This window comes from Paenarthrobacter sp. PAE-2, from assembly GCF_026013155.1.
In the GTDB taxonomy this organism is placed as follows: Bacteria; Actinomycetota; Actinomycetes; order Actinomycetales; family Micrococcaceae; genus Arthrobacter; species Arthrobacter ureafaciens.
Map to the genome: position 1 here is coordinate 16,856 of NZ_JAPDNV010000014.1, position 16,469 is coordinate 33,324.

General features: G+C 65.1%; 11 protein-coding genes and 1 riboswitch. Of the genes, 3 read left to right on the plus strand and 8 right to left on the minus strand.

Features of this window, described 5'->3' with window-relative positions:
• Positions 1–4: 4 nt before the first annotated feature.
• Both OCL88_RS10835 and OCL88_RS10840 read right to left on the minus strand, forming a co-directional pair.
• Positions 5–877 carry a VOC family protein gene (locus OCL88_RS10835; protein WP_264962498.1) on the minus strand — a complete coding sequence of 291 codons (873 nt, stop codon included), beginning with the start codon at positions 875–877 and terminating at the stop codon, positions 5–7.
• A 77-nt stretch (positions 878–954) separates the two neighbouring features.
• Positions 955–2,037 carry an amidohydrolase family protein gene (locus OCL88_RS10840; protein WP_264962499.1) on the minus strand — a complete coding sequence of 361 codons (1,083 nt, stop codon included), beginning with the start codon at positions 2,035–2,037 and terminating at the stop codon, positions 955–957.
• Positions 2,038–2,121: 84 nt separating this feature from the next.
• Positions 2,122–2,230, plus strand: a riboswitch (TPP riboswitch).
• On the opposite strand from OCL88_RS10840, the gene thiC reads away from it, so the two are divergent.
• On the plus strand, positions 2,225–4,057 hold the full coding sequence (gene thiC / locus OCL88_RS10845) for a phosphomethylpyrimidine synthase ThiC (RefSeq protein WP_319951651.1): 1,833 nt from the start codon (positions 2,225–2,227) through the stop codon (positions 4,055–4,057). (Overlaps the previous riboswitch by 6 nt.)
• Here the strand turns inward: thiC and OCL88_RS10850 are convergent.
• On the minus strand, positions 4,044–4,766 hold the full coding sequence (locus OCL88_RS10850) for an alpha/beta fold hydrolase (protein WP_264962500.1): 723 nt from the start codon (positions 4,764–4,766) through the stop codon (positions 4,044–4,046). The genes thiC and OCL88_RS10850 overlap by 14 nt on opposite strands.
• Positions 4,767–4,885: 119 nt before the next feature.
• Positions 4,886–6,463, minus strand: coding sequence for a signal recognition particle protein (ffh, locus tag OCL88_RS10855; protein ID WP_021470806.1), 1,578 nt, complete (start codon positions 6,461–6,463; stop codon positions 4,886–4,888).
• Between the two features lie 168 nt (positions 6,464–6,631).
• On the opposite strand from ffh, the gene OCL88_RS10860 reads away from it, so the two are divergent.
• Positions 6,632–8,050, plus strand: coding sequence for a glucose-6-phosphate dehydrogenase (locus tag OCL88_RS10860; RefSeq protein ID WP_264962501.1), 1,419 nt, complete (start codon positions 6,632–6,634; stop codon positions 8,048–8,050).
• 88 nt (positions 8,051–8,138) lie between these two features.
• Here the strand turns inward: OCL88_RS10860 and OCL88_RS10865 are convergent, their stop codons facing one another.
• Together OCL88_RS10865 and OCL88_RS10870 are read right to left on the minus strand one after the other, a co-directional pair.
• Complete coding sequence (locus OCL88_RS10865) at positions 8,139–8,477, minus strand: P-II family nitrogen regulator (RefSeq protein ID WP_017199639.1); 339 nt, start codon at positions 8,475–8,477, stop codon at positions 8,139–8,141.
• Positions 8,474–9,811 (minus strand): ammonium transporter, encoded by a 1,338-nt coding sequence (locus tag OCL88_RS10870; RefSeq protein WP_264962502.1) that lies wholly within the window; start codon positions 9,809–9,811, stop codon positions 8,474–8,476. The genes OCL88_RS10865 and OCL88_RS10870 overlap by 4 nt, the downstream gene beginning before the upstream one ends.
• A 247-nt stretch (positions 9,812–10,058) precedes the next feature.
• Here OCL88_RS10870 and OCL88_RS10875 point away from each other — a divergent pair, with 247 nt between their 5' ends.
• Positions 10,059–11,279 (plus strand): MFS transporter, encoded by a 1,221-nt coding sequence (locus OCL88_RS10875; RefSeq protein WP_264962503.1) that lies wholly within the window; start codon positions 10,059–10,061, stop codon positions 11,277–11,279.
• A 60-nt stretch (positions 11,280–11,339) separates the two neighbouring features.
• Here OCL88_RS10875 and ftsY read toward each other — a convergent pair whose 3' ends face one another.
• Positions 11,340–12,539: a signal recognition particle-docking protein FtsY gene (gene ftsY / locus OCL88_RS10880; RefSeq protein WP_264962504.1), complete on the minus strand. Its 1,200-nt coding sequence runs from the start codon at positions 12,537–12,539 to the stop codon at positions 11,340–11,342.
• 20 nt (positions 12,540–12,559) lie between these two features.
• Entirely contained in the window at positions 12,560–16,147 is a 3,588-nt protein-coding gene (smc, locus tag OCL88_RS10885) for a chromosome segregation protein SMC (RefSeq protein ID WP_264962505.1), read from the minus strand.
• Positions 16,148–16,469 lie beyond the last annotated feature (322 nt).

Below are 16,469 nucleotides of genomic sequence, written 5' to 3' on the forward strand. Positions count from 1 at the left end.
CGCCTCAGCGTACGGCAACCCGCAGCTGGTTGCGCCACGGATCCTCGAAGCGGAGCTCAAGGCCGGTGTGGTGGCTTTGCAGGCCGGCCACGCGGAGACGGTCGGCGAGCGCTGCGACGTCATCATTCGACGGGACTTCGATGAGCACTTCACCCAGGCCCAGAGTGTCCTTGCGCGGGCCCGCTCCCCTGCTGTTCCAGACGTTCATGGCCATGTGATGGTGGTACCCGCCTGCCGAGACGAACAGCGCCTGGCCATGCCACCCCGCGGTCTTTTCAAAGCCAAGGGTGTCAACGTAGAACTTTCGCGCTGTGGCAACATCGCCCACTTGGAGGTGGACGTGCCCGATCCCGGCCGAGGCCCCCTGCTGCCCCACGATGGCGGCCTCGCTCAGGTGTTGCTGGAGGTACGCCTGCGGAGGCAGCGCCACGTTGTCCATGACCACGTTCTTGCCGTCCCATTGCCAGACGTTCCTCGGCTTGTCGTAGTACAACTCGATGCCGTTGCCTTCGGGGTCGGTGAAGTAGAAGGCTTCGCTCACCAAGTGGTCGGCACTGCCAACGAACGCGCGGGGTTCGTACTGCGCGGCCGTGGCAATGGTGGCGGCGAGGGACGCTTGGTCCTCGAACAGGACTGCCGTGTGGAACAGCCCCGCTTCCCCGCGCCCGGGCAGCTGCAAGCCCGCTGCGGGAGCCAGGTGGACCACCGGCTTCCCCAGGCGGCCCAGGTACAGGCCGCCGTCCTGCTCCGCTATGACCTGCAGGCCGAGGGCGCGCTGGTAATAGTCGCTCATCACCTTCATGTCGCCGACCCTGAGCATGACCGTGCCCATGGTGAGTTCGGCTGGCAGGAGGTCCTGGCTGGATGGCGTGGTCATGTGATGCTCCCGGTAGTTCGGCGGCCGCCTTTCGGCACGTTCTACCTTACTAAATTACTTGAAGCTTCAATTTATTCCTAACGGACGATGGTGCCCCGCAGAACCACGTGGCTAAGTTCACGCACGGTAGTCAGGGCGCGGCGGGGATCCTCCCTGCAAAGCACGACGTCGGCACTCGCTCCTTCGCTGACGCCCTCGGCTCCCAGCCACCTCCGGGCGCCCCACGCAGCAGCCTCGAGGACCGCTGAAGGCGGCAGGCCGGCGTCGTGCAGTTCCTGCATCTCGTCGGCTATGCGGCCATGCTTGATGACGCTCCCGGCATCAGTGCCGGCATAGATGGAAACACCGGCTTCATAGGCTTCGAGGACCCGTTCGCGCCGGCGCTCCCACAATGCGGTCATGTGCTGCGCGTAGTCGGGAAACTTGGGCCCGGCCTGGGCCGCGATATCGGGGAACGTGGCAATGTTGACCAAGGTGGGAACGATCGGGACACCCTGTTCCACAAGCCGCGGGATGTGCCGCGGCAGGAGCCCGGTGGCATGCTCGATGCAGTCAATGCCGGCATCGAGCACGTCATCCAAGGTTTCTTCCGCGAAGCAATGCGCTGTTACCCGTGCGCCCTCGTCGTGGGCTGCAGCGATGGCATCCTTGACCACCGCCGCCGGAAAAGAAGGTGCCAGGTCTCCGACGCCGCGGTCGATCCAGTCGCCAACCAGCTTGACCCAACCGTCGCCGTCGCGCGCTTCCTTTCGTACGGTTTCCACCAGCTGTTCCGGCTCCACTTCGTGGCCGAGGCCACGCAGGTAGCGCCGGCTCCTCGCAATGTGCCGCCCCGCCCGGATCAGCCTGGGCAGGTCCGTACGCTGCTGGACCCACCTCGTATTGGCCGGGGAGCCGGCATCCCGGACCAGCAACGTCCCGGCGGACAAATCGGTACGGGCCTGCTCCAGGGTAGTGGCCTCATCCACCGCCCCACCGGCTCCCAGGCCGATGTGGCAATGTGCATCAACGAATCCGGGCAGGACCCAGCCCTCCAGCACGGTATCCGGGGCCGTTTCGGGACGGCTGAAGGTCAGGCGGCCGTCCACGGACCACAGGCCCCGGCGTTCCTCATGCGCGGAAACCAGCACCGGACCGCTGAATTCAATGATGTTCGGCATGGCAGAAGCTTAGTGCCGGCGGCCTCAGTCCGGATCCGGACCGCATATGACTGGGAGCACCCGCCGCAGCTGTGGTAGCTTCGTCCCTGACCACACGGGAGCCCCTGCAGGGGCTGAGAAAAGGACTGAAGCAGTCTGCGACCGTTGAACCTGTCCGGGTAATGCCGGCGAAGGAAGTGAGTAATCCTTGAGCACCACAGAAACACAGCACAGCCCTGCCCAAAACCTGACTGCTGCCGGTGGGGACGCCGTCACGCAGTCGCTGAAATCCCACTCGCTTGCCTGGGTGGAGGACCCTGGCCACGGCATCCGCGTCCCGGTGACCGAGATTGCCTTGGAGCCCTCCCCCAACGGGAAGGCCAACGATCCCCTGAGGGTGTACCGCACGGCAGGGCCGGGCAGCGATCCCGTCGTCGGGCTTGAACCCTTCAGGGCGGCATGGATCCAGGCGCGCGGCGATACGGAAAGCTACACGGGCCGGGAACGCAACCTGCTCGACGACGGCAAGTCAGCCGTGCGCCGCGGTGCGGCTTCAGCGGAATGGAAGGGCGCGCAGCCCGTGCCCCGCCGCGCCGTCGACGGCAAAAGGGTCACCCAGATGCACTATGCCCGGCAGGGCGTGGTCACCCCGGAGATGCGCTTTGTGGCCTTGCGGGAGAACTGCGACGTTGAACTGGTCCGCAGCGAGGTGGCCGCCGGCCGCGCCATCATCCCCAGCAACATCAACCACCCCGAGTCCGAGCCCATGATCATCGGCAAGGCATTCCTGGTGAAGATCAACGCCAACATCGGGAACTCAGCCGTGACGAGCTCGATCGCCGAGGAAGTGGACAAGCTGCAGTGGGCCACCCAGTGGGGAGCGGACACCGTCATGGACCTCTCCACAGGAGATGACATCCACACCACCCGTGAATGGATCATCCGGAACTCCCCCGTTCCCATCGGCACCGTCCCCATCTACCAGGCCCTGGAGAAGGTCAACGGCGAGGCGAACAAGCTGACGTGGGAAATATTCCGGGACACCGTGATCGAACAATGCGAACAGGGTGTGGACTATATGACCATCCACGCCGGCGTCCTGCTCCGGTACGTGCCGCTGACAGCCAACCGGGTGACCGGAATTGTTTCCCGCGGCGGCTCCATCATGGCCGGCTGGTGCCTTGCCCACCACCAGGAAAACTTCCTCTACACGCATTTCGACGAACTGTGCGAAATCTTCGCCAAGTATGACGTTGCCTTCTCTCTCGGAGATGGACTGCGGCCCGGCGCCACCGCGGACGCCAATGATGCCGCACAGTTCGCGGAACTGGATACCTTGGCGGAGCTGACGGAGCGGGCCTGGGAGTACGACGTCCAGGTCATGGTCGAAGGCCCGGGCCACATTCCGTTCCATTTGGTGCGGGAGAACGTGGAAAGGCAACAGCGGTTGTGCAAGGGCGCGCCGTTCTACACCCTGGGCCCGTTGGTGACTGACGTCGCGCCAGGCTACGACCACATCACCTCGGCCATCGGTGCTACGGAAATCGCCAGGTACGGCACAGCGATGCTTTGCTACGTGACCCCCAAGGAACATCTGGGGCTGCCGAACAAGGACGACGTCAAAACCGGAGTCATCACGTACAAGATTGCAGCCCACGCCGCAGACCTGGCCAAGGGCCACCCCGGCGCGCACGAACGCGACGACGCGCTGTCCAAAGCGCGGTTCGAGTTCAGGTGGAGGGACCAGTTCGCGCTCTCACTGGACCCGGTGACAGCGGAGTCCTTCCACGATGAGACGCTTCCCGCTGAACCCGCCAAGACCGCGCACTTCTGTTCCATGTGCGGGCCGAAGTTCTGCTCCATGCGCATCAGCCAGGACATCCGCGATGAATACGGTTCCGCCGAGGCCCAGGCGGCCATAGCGGAGATGTACAACGGAATGCGCGAAAAGAGCGAGGAGTTCCTGGCAACCGGAGGCAAGGTCTACCTGCCCGAACTCCAGATGCCGGCCCGCGGTGAACAGCGGCTCACGACGCCCTGACCGACATACCCCGCCCGACGTCGGCAATGAAGGACCGGATGAACCGGTCGCCGTCCGCGGAGTCCTGGGGACGGTGCCCTCCTGCAGCTACGCGGTGGAGGGCACCGGTATCCCTCAAATACCCGGCAATTTCCTCGTACAACGGCTCCCAGCCACCGGTCAGCACCAGCGTGGGAACACCGGGCACAATGTGCAGGGGCACTTCCCACGGCGGGGCCTGCAACCTCAAACGCCGGGCTGAGCGCCGCGCTTCCGGTGTCTGCAGGCCGCCCGCCTCCGCAGCGTAGGCCCGCCGGAAATACTCACGCTCATAGTCGGCGTCGCCGAGTTGGCTACGGACATCGAACAAGGGCTGCATCAGGGCGCGGTGCGACGCCGTAGCGGGAAGTTCGGCCGTCAAGGACAAGCACGCCGGTTCCACCAAGGACAACGAAAACACCAGGTCCGGGCGCTCCACCGCGGCAAGCATGGCGGAAATGGCACCCTGTTCGTGGGCAACCACGTGTCCCCCGCCCGAGTCGGCCAGCGCGTCAACAAGGATGGCCACATCCGCGGAAATGTCCGACTCAAGGGGCTCGGCCACGGGATCGAAACCGTGCCGCCTCAGAAAGAGGCAGTCATACCGCAGGGCAAGGCCATGCTGTTTTGGCCAGGCCGCAGCGCCGAAACTGCCCAGGCCGTGGACAAAAACTACGCGCTGTTTGTGCATTGGACCAGCCTATGCGAGGGCTGCGACATCACGGGAGGACGACGGCGCATGCCGGGCTGACCGGAGGCCTGGGCATCCTTGGTGGGGCCTCACTTCCCTGGGCTCTATTTGCCTGGGCTTTATTTACCCAGGAACTTGTCGAAGCCCTTGGGCAGGTTCAACGAGGACGGATCGAAGTCAGCGGCGCCCTGGCCGAACGCTGCACCCTTGGGAGCAGCCGCGGCAGCTGCGCGCTTGGCCTCTGCCTCGCGCAACTCCTGCGCAGCCTTGGCGGGGTTGCCCGAACGCGCCTTCTTCTTGGGGGCGTTCTTGCCTCCCTTGCGGCCGCCGCCGGGTCCACCCAGGCCGGGCATTCCCGGCATACCGGGCATACCGCCGCCCTGCGCCATCTTCTTCATCATCTTCTGAGCCTGGGCGAACCGCTCCAGCAGGCCGTTGACCTCGGAGACGTGGACGCCGGAGCCTTTGGCGATACGGGCACGGCGGGAACCGTTGATGATCTTGGGAGCCACACGCTCATGCGGGGTCATGGACCGGACAATCGCCTCAACGCGGTCAATTTCCCGTTCGTCGAAGTTCTCCAGCTGCTGCCGGATGTTTTGCGCACCCGGCATCATCATGAGCATCTTCTTCATGGAGCCCATGTTGCGGATCTGCTGCATCTGGGCCAGGAAGTCGTCCAGCGTGAAGTCCTCCTGGTCGGCGAACTTCTTCGCCATCCGGGCGGCTTCTTCCTTGTCCCAGGCCTTCTCAGCCTGTTCGATCAAGGTCAGGACATCGCCCATGTCCAGGATGCGCGAGGCCATGCGGTCCGGGTGGAACAACTCGAAATCGTCGAGCCCTTCACCCGTGGAAGCGAACATGACCGGTTTGCCCGTCACGGACGCTACGGACAGCGCGGCACCACCGCGGGCGTCGCCGTCGAGCTTGGACAGGACGATGCCGGTGAAGTTGACGCCTTCATCGAAGGCCATTGCCGTATTCACGGCGTCCTGGCCGATCATGGCGTCAATGACGAAGAGGACTTCGTTCGGGATGATGGCCTGGCGGATGCGCCGGGCCTGGTCCATCATCTCGGCGTCGACGCCGAGGCGGCCGGCGGTGTCAACGATCACGACGTCGTGAAGCTTCTGGCGGGCTTCCTCCACGCCGGCCTTTGCCACGGCCACGGGATCGCCTGCCGGGTGTTCAAGTTCAGAGGTGGCGCCCGGGTGCGGAGCAAACACCGGAACGCCTGCGCGCTGGCCCACCACCTGGAGCTGGGTGACGGCGTTGGGCCGCTGCAGGTCACAGGCAACGAGCATGGGGCTGTGGCCTTGGGACTTAAGCCACTTGGACAGCTTGCCCGCGAGGGTCGTCTTACCCGCGCCCTGGAGGCCGGCCAGCATGATGATGGTGGGGCCGGTCTTGGCCAACCTGATGCGCCGCGTTTCACCGCCGAGGATCTCCACGAGTTCCTCGTTGACGATCTTCACGATCTGCTGGCTCGGGTTCAGCGCCCCGGAAACTTCGGCGCCGAGCGCACGCTCGCGGATCCGCGACGTGAACTCACGGACCACGGGAACCGCGACGTCGGCATCCAGCAGGGCGCGGCGTATCTCCCGAACTGTGGCGTCGACATCGGCCTCCGACAGGCGGCCCTTGCCACGGAGGTTCTTGAAGGTTGCTGTCAACCGGTCAGAGAGTGAATTGAACACGCGCCGTGCACTTCTTTCGATGGTCTGCGAATGGCGGCCTTGCGGCTCACCGGAGTCTTTGACGTTCCTGCCCCAACAATGTGTCTCAACCCTAATAAATCAGCGTCAACTAGGGGACTCGACTATCTAGGGTACCAAGTCGCGCCCGCAAGATGGCATGCTGGCACAGTGACCAGCAAAACAACTGTGAAAACGTTGCTCATTCTCGGCGCTTCGGGCGACCTCACCGGCCGCCTGCTCCTTCCGGGACTTGCCGGCCTCCTTGCGACAGGCAGGGTTGGCGGGCTTCGACTGGTCGGGGCCGGGTCCGATCCCTGGACCGCGCGGCAGTGGAAGGAACGGGTGGACGCATCCTTCGCTGCGGCAGCCGGCGCCGCGGAAAGCGCAGGCCGGTCAGTGCTGGACTCGGTGGCCGCAACCACCGAATATCACCAGGTCGACGTCACGGCGGACGGCAGGCTCGCCGACTTGCTGGCGCGCCTGGAAGGGCCGGTTGCCATCTACTTCGCCCTCCCCCCGGAAGTCAGCCAGAAAGCCTGTGCCCTCCTGCGCCGTGACCAGCTTCCGGCCGGAACCCGGCTGGTATTGGAGAAGCCTTTCGGCGCGGGGCTGGAATCGGCCCGGGAACTGAACAAGGTACTTGCCGCGCTGGTCCCGGAAGACCACATCCACCGCGTAGACCACTTCCTCGGCAAGGCCACGGTGTTGAACATCCTCGGACTGCGTTTCGCCAACCGGTTCCTGGAACCTGTGTGGGACCGCGACCACATCGAAAAAGTCGAGATCATCTTCGACGAAGACCTCGCGTTGGAAGGCCGTGCCCGCTATTACGACCATGCCGGCGCCCTCAAGGACATGATCCAAAGCCACCTGCTCCACATCATGGCCTTTCTGGCCATCGACGCCCCCGCCTCCATCGACGAACGCGATCTCCGTGACGCCGTGGCCGCGGTCCTGCGTGCCAGCAGCATCAAGGCCCCGTTCCAGGATTCGACCCGCCGGGCCCGCTATACAGCCGGGAAGCTCGGCGAGCGCGCCATTCCCGACTACGCGGCCGAGCCGGGCGTGGACCCCGCCAGGAACACCGAAACCCTTGCCCAGGTCACGGTGGAGATCGACAACTGGCGCTGGAAGGGTGTCCCGTTCATCCTGCGCTCCGGCAAGGCGATGGGCCACAAACGGAAGGAAGCCGTGGTGACTTTCCGTCCCGTGCCGCATTTGCCGGTCGGGTTCTCCGGCGTCGACTCCCCCAACCACCTCCGGATCGGTTTCGGTCCCGACGTCCTGCAGCTCGACGTCGACGTCAACGGCCCTGGCGACGTGTTCACCCTGGACCGGGCGAGTTTGATCACCGAGCTCAACGCTGCCGGCATGCTGCCTTACGGCGAAGTCCTGGAGGGCATCCTGACCGGCGATCCGCTCCTCTCCGTCCGCGGCGACACTGCGGAGGACTGCTGGCGGATCATGGAACCCGTGCTCCGTGCCTGGGCGCAGGATGCGGTCCCGCTGGAGGAGTACGACGCCGGTAGCCAAGGCCCGGCAGCGTGGGGCACCAGCGGCGGCCACAGCGACAGCCACGAAGGCTGACTGTTAACGGCCAAGCGGGCCGGGTACCTTTTCGGTACCCGGCCCGCCGTTCGTTTCCCGGATCAACAGCCGGGGTCCGGACGTCCGCCTAAATGGCCGCCGCGCCGCGCTCCCCGGTCCTGACGCGGACCGCTTCGTAGACGTCCACGGTCCAGACTTTCCCGTCACCGGCCCGGCCGGTGTTGGAGCTTGCAATGAGGACATCCAGGATGTCGTCCGCTTGTTCGTCGGTGGCAAGAACCTCGATGCGGATCTTGGGCAGCAGGTCCACGTTGTATTCCGCACCGCGGTACACCTCCGTGTAGCCCCGCTGCCGGCCGTAACCGCTGGCTGCGCTGACCGTCAACCCCTGGACGCCGTACGCTTCCAGGCCTTCCCGGACTGCTTCAAGCTTCTCCGGACGGACGATCGCTGTAATGAGTTTCATGCCTGGACACTCTCCTTGCCTTCGGCTGCGGGGGCCTTGGTTTCCACTGCGGCGTCGTTCTTGCCGGTCATCACATCGTGCAGCGGCTGGAAGCTTCCACCGTGTCCGCCTACACCGAACTCGTAGGCCGTCTCGGCGTGGAGGCTGAGGTCAACGCCGACGTTCTCCTGCTCAGTGGAGACCCGGAAGCCCATGGTCTTGTGGATGGCCAGGGCGATGATCGCCGTCATGATGGCGGAGAAGGCGATGGCGATGCCGGCCGCTGCGAGCTGCGCCCACATCTGGGCCATGCCGCCACCGTAGAAGAGGCCGCCGCCCACGCCGTCCACCGGCTTTGCGATGAAGCCCAGTGCTACGGTTCCGATGATGCCGGAGACCAGGTGTACTCCCACCACGTCCAGGGAGTCGTCGAAGCCCCAGCGGAACTTCAGGCCTACGGCGAGGGCGGACGCGATACCGGCGACCAAGCCCAGGCCCAGGGCGCCGATGGGATCGACGTTGGCGCAAGCCGGGGTGATGGCCACGAGGCCTGCCACGACGCCCGAGGCAGCGCCGAGGGACGTCGGGTGGCCATCGCGGATGCGTTCGGTGATGAGCCAGCCGATCATTGCTGCGGCCGGAGCTGCGAGGGTGTTGACCCAGATGAGGCCGCCCTGCTCAGCGGTGGTTGCTGCGCCGCCGTTGAACCCGAACCAGCCGAACCACAGGATGGCTGCACCGAGCATCACGAAGGGAATGTTGTGCGGGCGGTGGTTGGGGTCCTTGCCGAAGCCGCGGCGGTTGCCGATGATCAGCACCAGGACGAGTGCGGCCACGCCGGCGTTGATGTGCACTACCGTTCCGCCGGCGAAGTCGATGGCCGGGCCGAGCGCCTTGCCGATGGCACCCTCGGGACCGAACAGGCCGCCGCCCCACACCATGTAGGCCAAGGGGCAGTAGACCAGCGTGACCCAAACGGGAACGAAGAGGCTCCAGGCGCCGAACTTGGCACGGTCGGCGATCGCGCCGCTGATCAGGGCCACCGTGATAATGGCGAACGTGGCTGCGAAGCCTACCTTGATGTAACCGTCAGGAGTGGCGTCCACTCCAGCCAGTCCAAATGATGCAAACGGGTTCCCCACGATCTCCATGAAGCCCTCGCCGGAGCTCATGGATGCCCCCCACAGCACCCATACGACTCCCACGATGCCGATGGAGATGAAACTCATCATCATCATGTTCAGGGCGGCCTTGGCCCGTGTCATACCACCGTAGAAGAATGCCAATCCCGGTGTCATGAACAGCACAAGCGCTGCCGCCACCATGACCCATACGTGACCTGCGGTAAGTTCCATGGTGCACGTCCTCTCTTGCTAGTACTGCGGTTCGTCCGCTGTCCTGACGCCTTTTGCGTCCTGCAATAAAGTTTTGTGCCGCAGTGTTTCACCTGCGCGGGATTTAGATTGCGGGCCTGTTACATCAACCTCCCCAACGTAAATGATGCATAACCTCGTTGTTACGGATATGTTTCATGCGTCACACAGGCCCGGGACGAGTACCGCGCCCACGCAAAAACCTTCGACCCTGACAGGACCACCCCGGATGCCACAGTCGCCCCGATCCACCCAACCACCAAGGATCAGGCAGCAGAGGGAGCCGCTTCCCCGCGACGTGAAGGTCATGCTGGCCGCCGCCTTCCTCATCGCCCTGGGTTTCGGGCTGGTGGCCCCGGTACTGCCGCAATTTGCCACGACCTTCGACGTCGGTGCGACGGCCGCCGCAGTGATCGTGAGTATCTTCGCCTTCATGCGCCTCGTCTTCGCGCCGGCAGGCGGTCAGCTGATCGTCCGCTTCGGGGAGCGGAGCGTCTATGTGAGCGGGCTGCTGATTGTTGCCGCGTCGACTGCGGCGTGCGCTTTCGCGCAAAACTACTGGCAGTTGTTGATCTTCCGCGGCCTGGGCGGAGCGGGTTCGGTGATGTTCACCGTCGCCGCCATGGGCCTGCTGATCCGGCTGGCGCCGCCGGAGCGAAGGGGCCAGGTTTCGGGAGCCTACGCTTCGGCCTTCCTGATCGGCAGCGTCCTGGGGCCCGTGGTAGGCGGACTCCTGGCCGGTTTCGGCCTGCGCGTGCCGTTTCTGGTGTATGCCGCTGCCCTGCTGCTCGCCGCCGTCGTTGTGCGGACGATGCTGACCGGCACGAACCAGTTGGGTGAGGAGGCAAGGCACGCGCCTGCCATGACGCTGAAAGAGGCACTCGCCGATTCGGCCTACCGGGCGGCCGTCTTTTCAAGTTTCGGCAATGGCTGGGTCACCTTCGGTGTGCGCATGGCCACCATCCCGTTGTTTGCCACGGCCGTCCTGCAGTCACGTCCGGAAACGGCGGCGTGGGCGCTTGCTGTGTTCGCCATGGGTAACGCACTCGCTTTGACGTTCTCCGGCCGGCTTTCGGACTCCTGGGGACGGAAGCCGCTGCTCATCCCGGGATTGGTCATCACGGGAGCCGCTACGGGGCTCATCGGCGTGACCGGTGACCTGGTGTGGTTCCTCGTCGCCTCCGCCGTGGCGGGTTTCGGCTCCGGCTTGCTGGGCCCGGCGCAGCAAGCCGCCGTCGCCGATGTGATTGGCCGGGGCCGCTCCGGCGGCCGCGTACTGGCAGTGTTCCAGATGGCGGCCGATACCGGAGCCATCATCGGGCCTGTGGTTGCCGGGCTCCTGGCGGACCAGTTGGGCTACGGGTGGGCTTTTGGAATCACCGGCGGGGTGCTCCTGGTCACCGCGGTAGCCTGGCTGCCCGCCCGCGAACCTGCCGTTAAACAAAACTGACTGGCAACAGGGGCTGCTCTGAACGCTCAGAACAACCCCTGGTGCCAGTCAGTTGAAGAACTAGTTGAGCAGTGCGTCCACGAAGCCCTCGGCTTCGAAAGGCGCGAGGTCGTCGGGCCCTTCGCCCAGGCCAATGAGCTTGACCGGCACGCCCAGCGTCTTCTGGATGGCGACCACGATGCCGCCCTTGGCGGTGCCATCGAGTTTGGTCAGGACGATGCCGGTGATGTTGACCACCTCGGCAAAGACCCTCGCCTGGTTCAGCCCGTTCTGGCCGGTGGTTGCATCCAATACCAGCAGGACCTCGTCCACTTCGGCCAGCTTTTCGATGACGCGCTTGACCTTGCCAAGCTCGTCCATCAGGCCGGTCTTGTTCTGCAGGCGGCCTGCGGTATCCACCATGACAACATCGACTTCCTGGTCGATGCCGGCCTTGACTGCCTCATAGGCAACCGAAGCGGGGTCAGCTCCGTCGATGTCCGACTTCACTGTGGGCACGCCCACGCGCTGGCCCCACGTGGCGAGCTGTTCGGCCGCTGCCGCACGGAAGGTGTCCGCTGCTCCCAGCAGGACGTCCTTGTCTTCAGCCACCAGGACACGCGCCAGCTTGCCCACGGTGGTGGTCTTGCCGACGCCGTTGACACCTACCACCAGCACGACGGCGGGGCGGTCACCTTGGCGGGCGACGTTCAAGGAACGGTCCATGGACGGGTCAACGAGCTTGATGAGTTCTTCCCGGAGCATGGCCTTGACATGCTCCGGATCGCGGGTTCCCAGGACCTTGACACGCTCCCGCAGGGACTCCACCAGTTCCATGGTCGGTTCTGTTCCGAGGTCTGCCAGGAGAAGGGTCTCCTCCACCTCGTCCCACACGTTCTCGTCGATCTTGTCGCCCGAAAGCAGGGCCAGCAGGCCCTTGCCCAGGATGTTGTTGGACTTAACCAGGCGTGCGCGAAGACGGGTAAGACGGCCCTCCACGGGTGCCGGTGTCTCCACGGCAATCGTTTCCAGCCCGGCGGCATCGTCCGGGACCAAGGTCTCTTCGAGGGAGCCGTCAAGGCCGGGTGCGGGCGCGGGCTCCGGCCGGTCCTCCACCAGGGTGCCGCCGCTTGCTGCCGGCGACTGGAGGGGGTCGTTGGCGTCGCGGGTCCCGGGGTACTTGGAGCCGGACTTACGGGCCTTGAGCAGGACCGGGACCAGTCCGCCAATCACCACGAGCGCAGCGACAATGGACAGGATTATGGGTAGGAAATCGTTCACTCCCCTACCTTCTCACACAGCTAGGCCCCGTCCCCGAGGCGTTGGCTGATGACCGTGGACACACCGTCCCCGCGCATTGTTACCCCGTACAGGGCATCAGCCACTTCCATGGTTCGTTTCTGGTGCGTAATGACGATCAGCTGGCTGGACTCACGCAATTCCTCGAAGATCGTGATGAGGCGGCCAAGGTTGGTGTCGTCCAAAGCGGCTTCCACCTCGTCCATGACGTAGAAGGGCGAAGGCCGCGCCTTGAAAATCGCGACGAGCAACGCCACTGCGGTGAGCGACCGCTCGCCGCCGGACAAGAGGGAGAGCCTCTTGATCTTCTTGCCGGCAGGCCTTGCCTCGACCTCGATCCCTGTGGTCAGCATGTCGTCCGGATCGGTCAGGACCAAGCGGCCCTCGCCGCCCGGGAAGAGGCGTGCGAAGACGTGGTCGAACTGGGCAGAGGTGTCGGCGAAGGCCTCAGTGAACACCTGCTGGACGCGGTTGTCGACTTCCTTGATGATGTCCAGCAAGTCCTTCCGGCTGGCTTTGAGATCTTCCAGCTGGGAGCTGAGGAACTGGTGCCGTTCCTCCAAGGCCGCGAACTCTTCCAAGGCCAAAGGGTTGACTTTGCCCAGCGAAGCGAGGTCCCGTTCAGCCTTCTTCAGCCTCTTCTCCTGCTCGGCACGGACAAACGGAACACCCTGGACAAGGGGCTGCCCGTCCTCGTCAACGGGCGCCCTGAGCTCCGCCCACTTATCCGTTTTTCCAGTACTTGCAGTTGCGGGCACCGGAACCGGCTGGTCCGGACCGTACTCCGCCACCAACTGCCCTGCGGACATCCCGAGTTCGTCGATTGACCTGGCTTCAAGTGCCTCGATACGCAGCCGCTGCTGCGCACGGGCCAGCTCGTCCTTGTGCACCGAATCGGTCAGCTCCGCCAATTCCTTGGCACGTTCCTCGTTGACGGAACGGACTTCGGTAAGTTCCTTCTCGAGTCTTTCGCGGATTTCCTCGGCCAGGTCCCGTTCGCCCGCAGCGAGCTCCACGGAGATGTCCAGGAACCGGAGCGTGTGCGTGGCTCCCGCCTGGACGGCTGCTGCCCGGGCTGCCTGGGCACGGCGCCTTTGCGCGCGGCGTGCGGCTTCCTCCCGGGCCCGGCGTTCGGTTGCTGCGGCCCTTTCCAGCGAGGCGGCCCGGTTGCCCACGGCGCCAAGCTGTTCCTCTGCGGTTCTGAGCGCCAGGCGTGCTTCCATTTCCTTGGCCCGTGCGGTGCGGGCCTGTTCGGCGAGTTCGTCCCGAAGATCGGTGGAGGGTTCCTCGTCGGGGGCTTCCTGGGCTGCTTCCAGGCGCTCGGTGGCCACGTCCAGATCCATGGTGGCTTCGGCGATGTTCGTCTCGGCTTTGGCCAGCGTGGCCGCAAGCCTTTCGCTTTCCCCGACGACGCCACGCAGGACGGAGTTCAGGTGTCCCAACCGTTCGGCCACGGCCGCCAGCCGGGCATCGGATTCGTGCAGCTTCTCCAGCGCAGCGTCTGCCCGGTCCCGGGCTTCAGCCTGCCGCGCCTTCGCTGCTGCCAGGCGGAAACGGTTGCGCTCCAAACCGGCGGTAACGTCCTGGAGCCTGGCAACAGCGTCGTCGACGGCGGCCTGGACCTCAATCAACGACGGCACGGTCGCTGAGCCGCCGTGCGCGGCCAAGGATGTCAAAACATCGCCTGACCTGGTGACCGCCTTCAGCCCGGGGCGCTCAGCGATCAGTTCCGCCGCTGCTGCCAAGTCCTCGACGACGGCTGCCCCGGCCAAGAGGGCAAGCGCACTCCGGGCCGGCGCTTCAGTGGCTTTGACGACGTCATGTACCCAACGGCAGCCCTGCGGCAACGCGCCGTCGTTGGCGGTCTCCGGTCCGTCGCGGCCGGCCAGAAGCAGGACGGCACGTCCGGCGTCGTCCGCCCTGAGGGTGCTGAACGCGGCCAGGGCTGCGGCGGTATCGGCGGCGACCAAGGCATCGGATGCCTCACCCAAGGCTGCAGACACCGCTGTTTCGTAGCCGGGTTCGATGGCGAGCATCCCGGCCAAGGGCCCGAGGATGCCCGTAACGTCCCCACCGAGCAGCCTCTGCGAACCGTCCTTGCGGTTGAGGCCCAGCTGCAGTGCGTCGCGTCTGGCAACCAGCGCGTCGCGTTCCCGCAGGGCGTCGCGCTCGGCGGCCTTGAGTTCTTCGATCTCGGCAGTGACTGCATCGAGGACCTGGTTGGCATCCTCGTAATCGGCGTCGAGGCTTTCCTCGCCGTCCTCGACTCCAGCAACCTGGGATTCGAGGGCGGTGAACTCGCTGTGTGCGGAACGGCGCCGCTCATCGGCAGCTGCGAGCGATTCCCGGATACGTCCGCGTTCGGCTTCGGCAGCATCCACCCGCGAACGGGCCGCGGCCACTTTCCCGGCGAGCCGGGCCAAGCCTTCCCGGCGGTCTGCCGCTGCCCGCAGCATGGCGGTCAAGCGCTTGTCCTCGGCAGCTGCGAGCGCCTCCGCGCTGTCCTTGGACACGGTAGCTTCCAGGAGTGCCGCCTGCTTGGCGAGGACATCGTGTTCCAAGGCTGCTTGCTCCTGACGCACCTTGGCCGCTTGGCGTTCAAGTTGTTCAGGGTCGCGGCCGGAATCCGGCAAGGCTTCCGAGGCCCCCAGGAGACGCCGACGCTCACCCGCCAGCGAGGCCAGGGAACGGAGCCGTTCCCTGTTTGCCGAGAGCTGGTACCAGCGATCGCGTGCGGTATTGAGGCGCGGCGTTGCTTCAGCGGCGCACTGCTCCAGCTCTGCCTGCCGCTGCCGCCCGTGCCCGAGTTCCGCTTCAACCACCTGACGGCGTTCCTTGAGGGCTGCTTCATCGGCCACGTCCTGCTCCAGGCCGCTGGTGAGCTGCACGAGGTCGTCGGCCAAAAGCCTTGCTTTGGCATCGCGCACGTCGAACTGGACCGTTTGGGCGCGGCGGGCGATTTCCGCCTGTTTGCCCAGGGGCGTCAGTTGGCGGCGGATCTCGGCGGTCAAGTCTCCCAGCCGCGAAAGGTTGGCCTGCATCGCCTCCAGCTTGCGGACTGTCTTTTCCTTGCGCCGCCGGTGCTTGAGGATACCGGCAGCTTCTTCGATGAAGCCCCGGCGGTCTTCCGGAGTCGCGTGCAGCACCCGGTCCAGTTGGCCCTGGCCGACGATGACGTGCATCTCCCGGCCAAGCCCCGAATCGGACAGCAACTCCTGGATATCCAGCAAACGGCACGGCGCACCGTTGATGGCGTACTCGGAGCCGCCGGTGCGGAACAGGGTGCGCGAAATGGTGACTTCGCTGTATTCGATGGGAAGCGCGTTGTCGGTGTTGTCGATGGTGAGCGACACGTGTGCCCTGCCCAGGGGCGGCCTGCCGGACGTGCCGGCGAAGATGACGTCTTCCATTTTGCCGCCACGCAGGGTCTTGGCCCCTTGTTCGCCCATGACCCACGCCAGGGCGTCAACGACGTTGGACTTGCCGGAGCCGTTGGGCCCCACCACCGCAGTGACTCCCGGCTCGAAGTCGAACGTCGTGGCCGACGCAAACGACTTGAACCCGCGGACGGTCAAACTCTTCAAATGCAAGGTGGCTGGTTCTCCTGGATGGCCCCGGTGGCGGTATCCCACTAAATCTACTGCGGATTTGTTGAAAACCCGGGATCCATGGCGGGAAAGCCTTGCGGGCACCCGCCCGCATCCCTACACTCCTGCCTAGGGTTACCTGGCGCATGCGTTCCGGTGATCCGGCCGGATCCCCGGTTTGCCGGGGTCCGCCGGGTCGCGGTCCGATATTCGGAATACATGGGCATGGTGGCTGTGGCTGTGATGGTTTTCAACTGAAGATCTGGTTTTACCCTGGCTGGGGAGCGGTGAGCAGGGACCGGGCATGTGCGCGGACCTTTGTTTA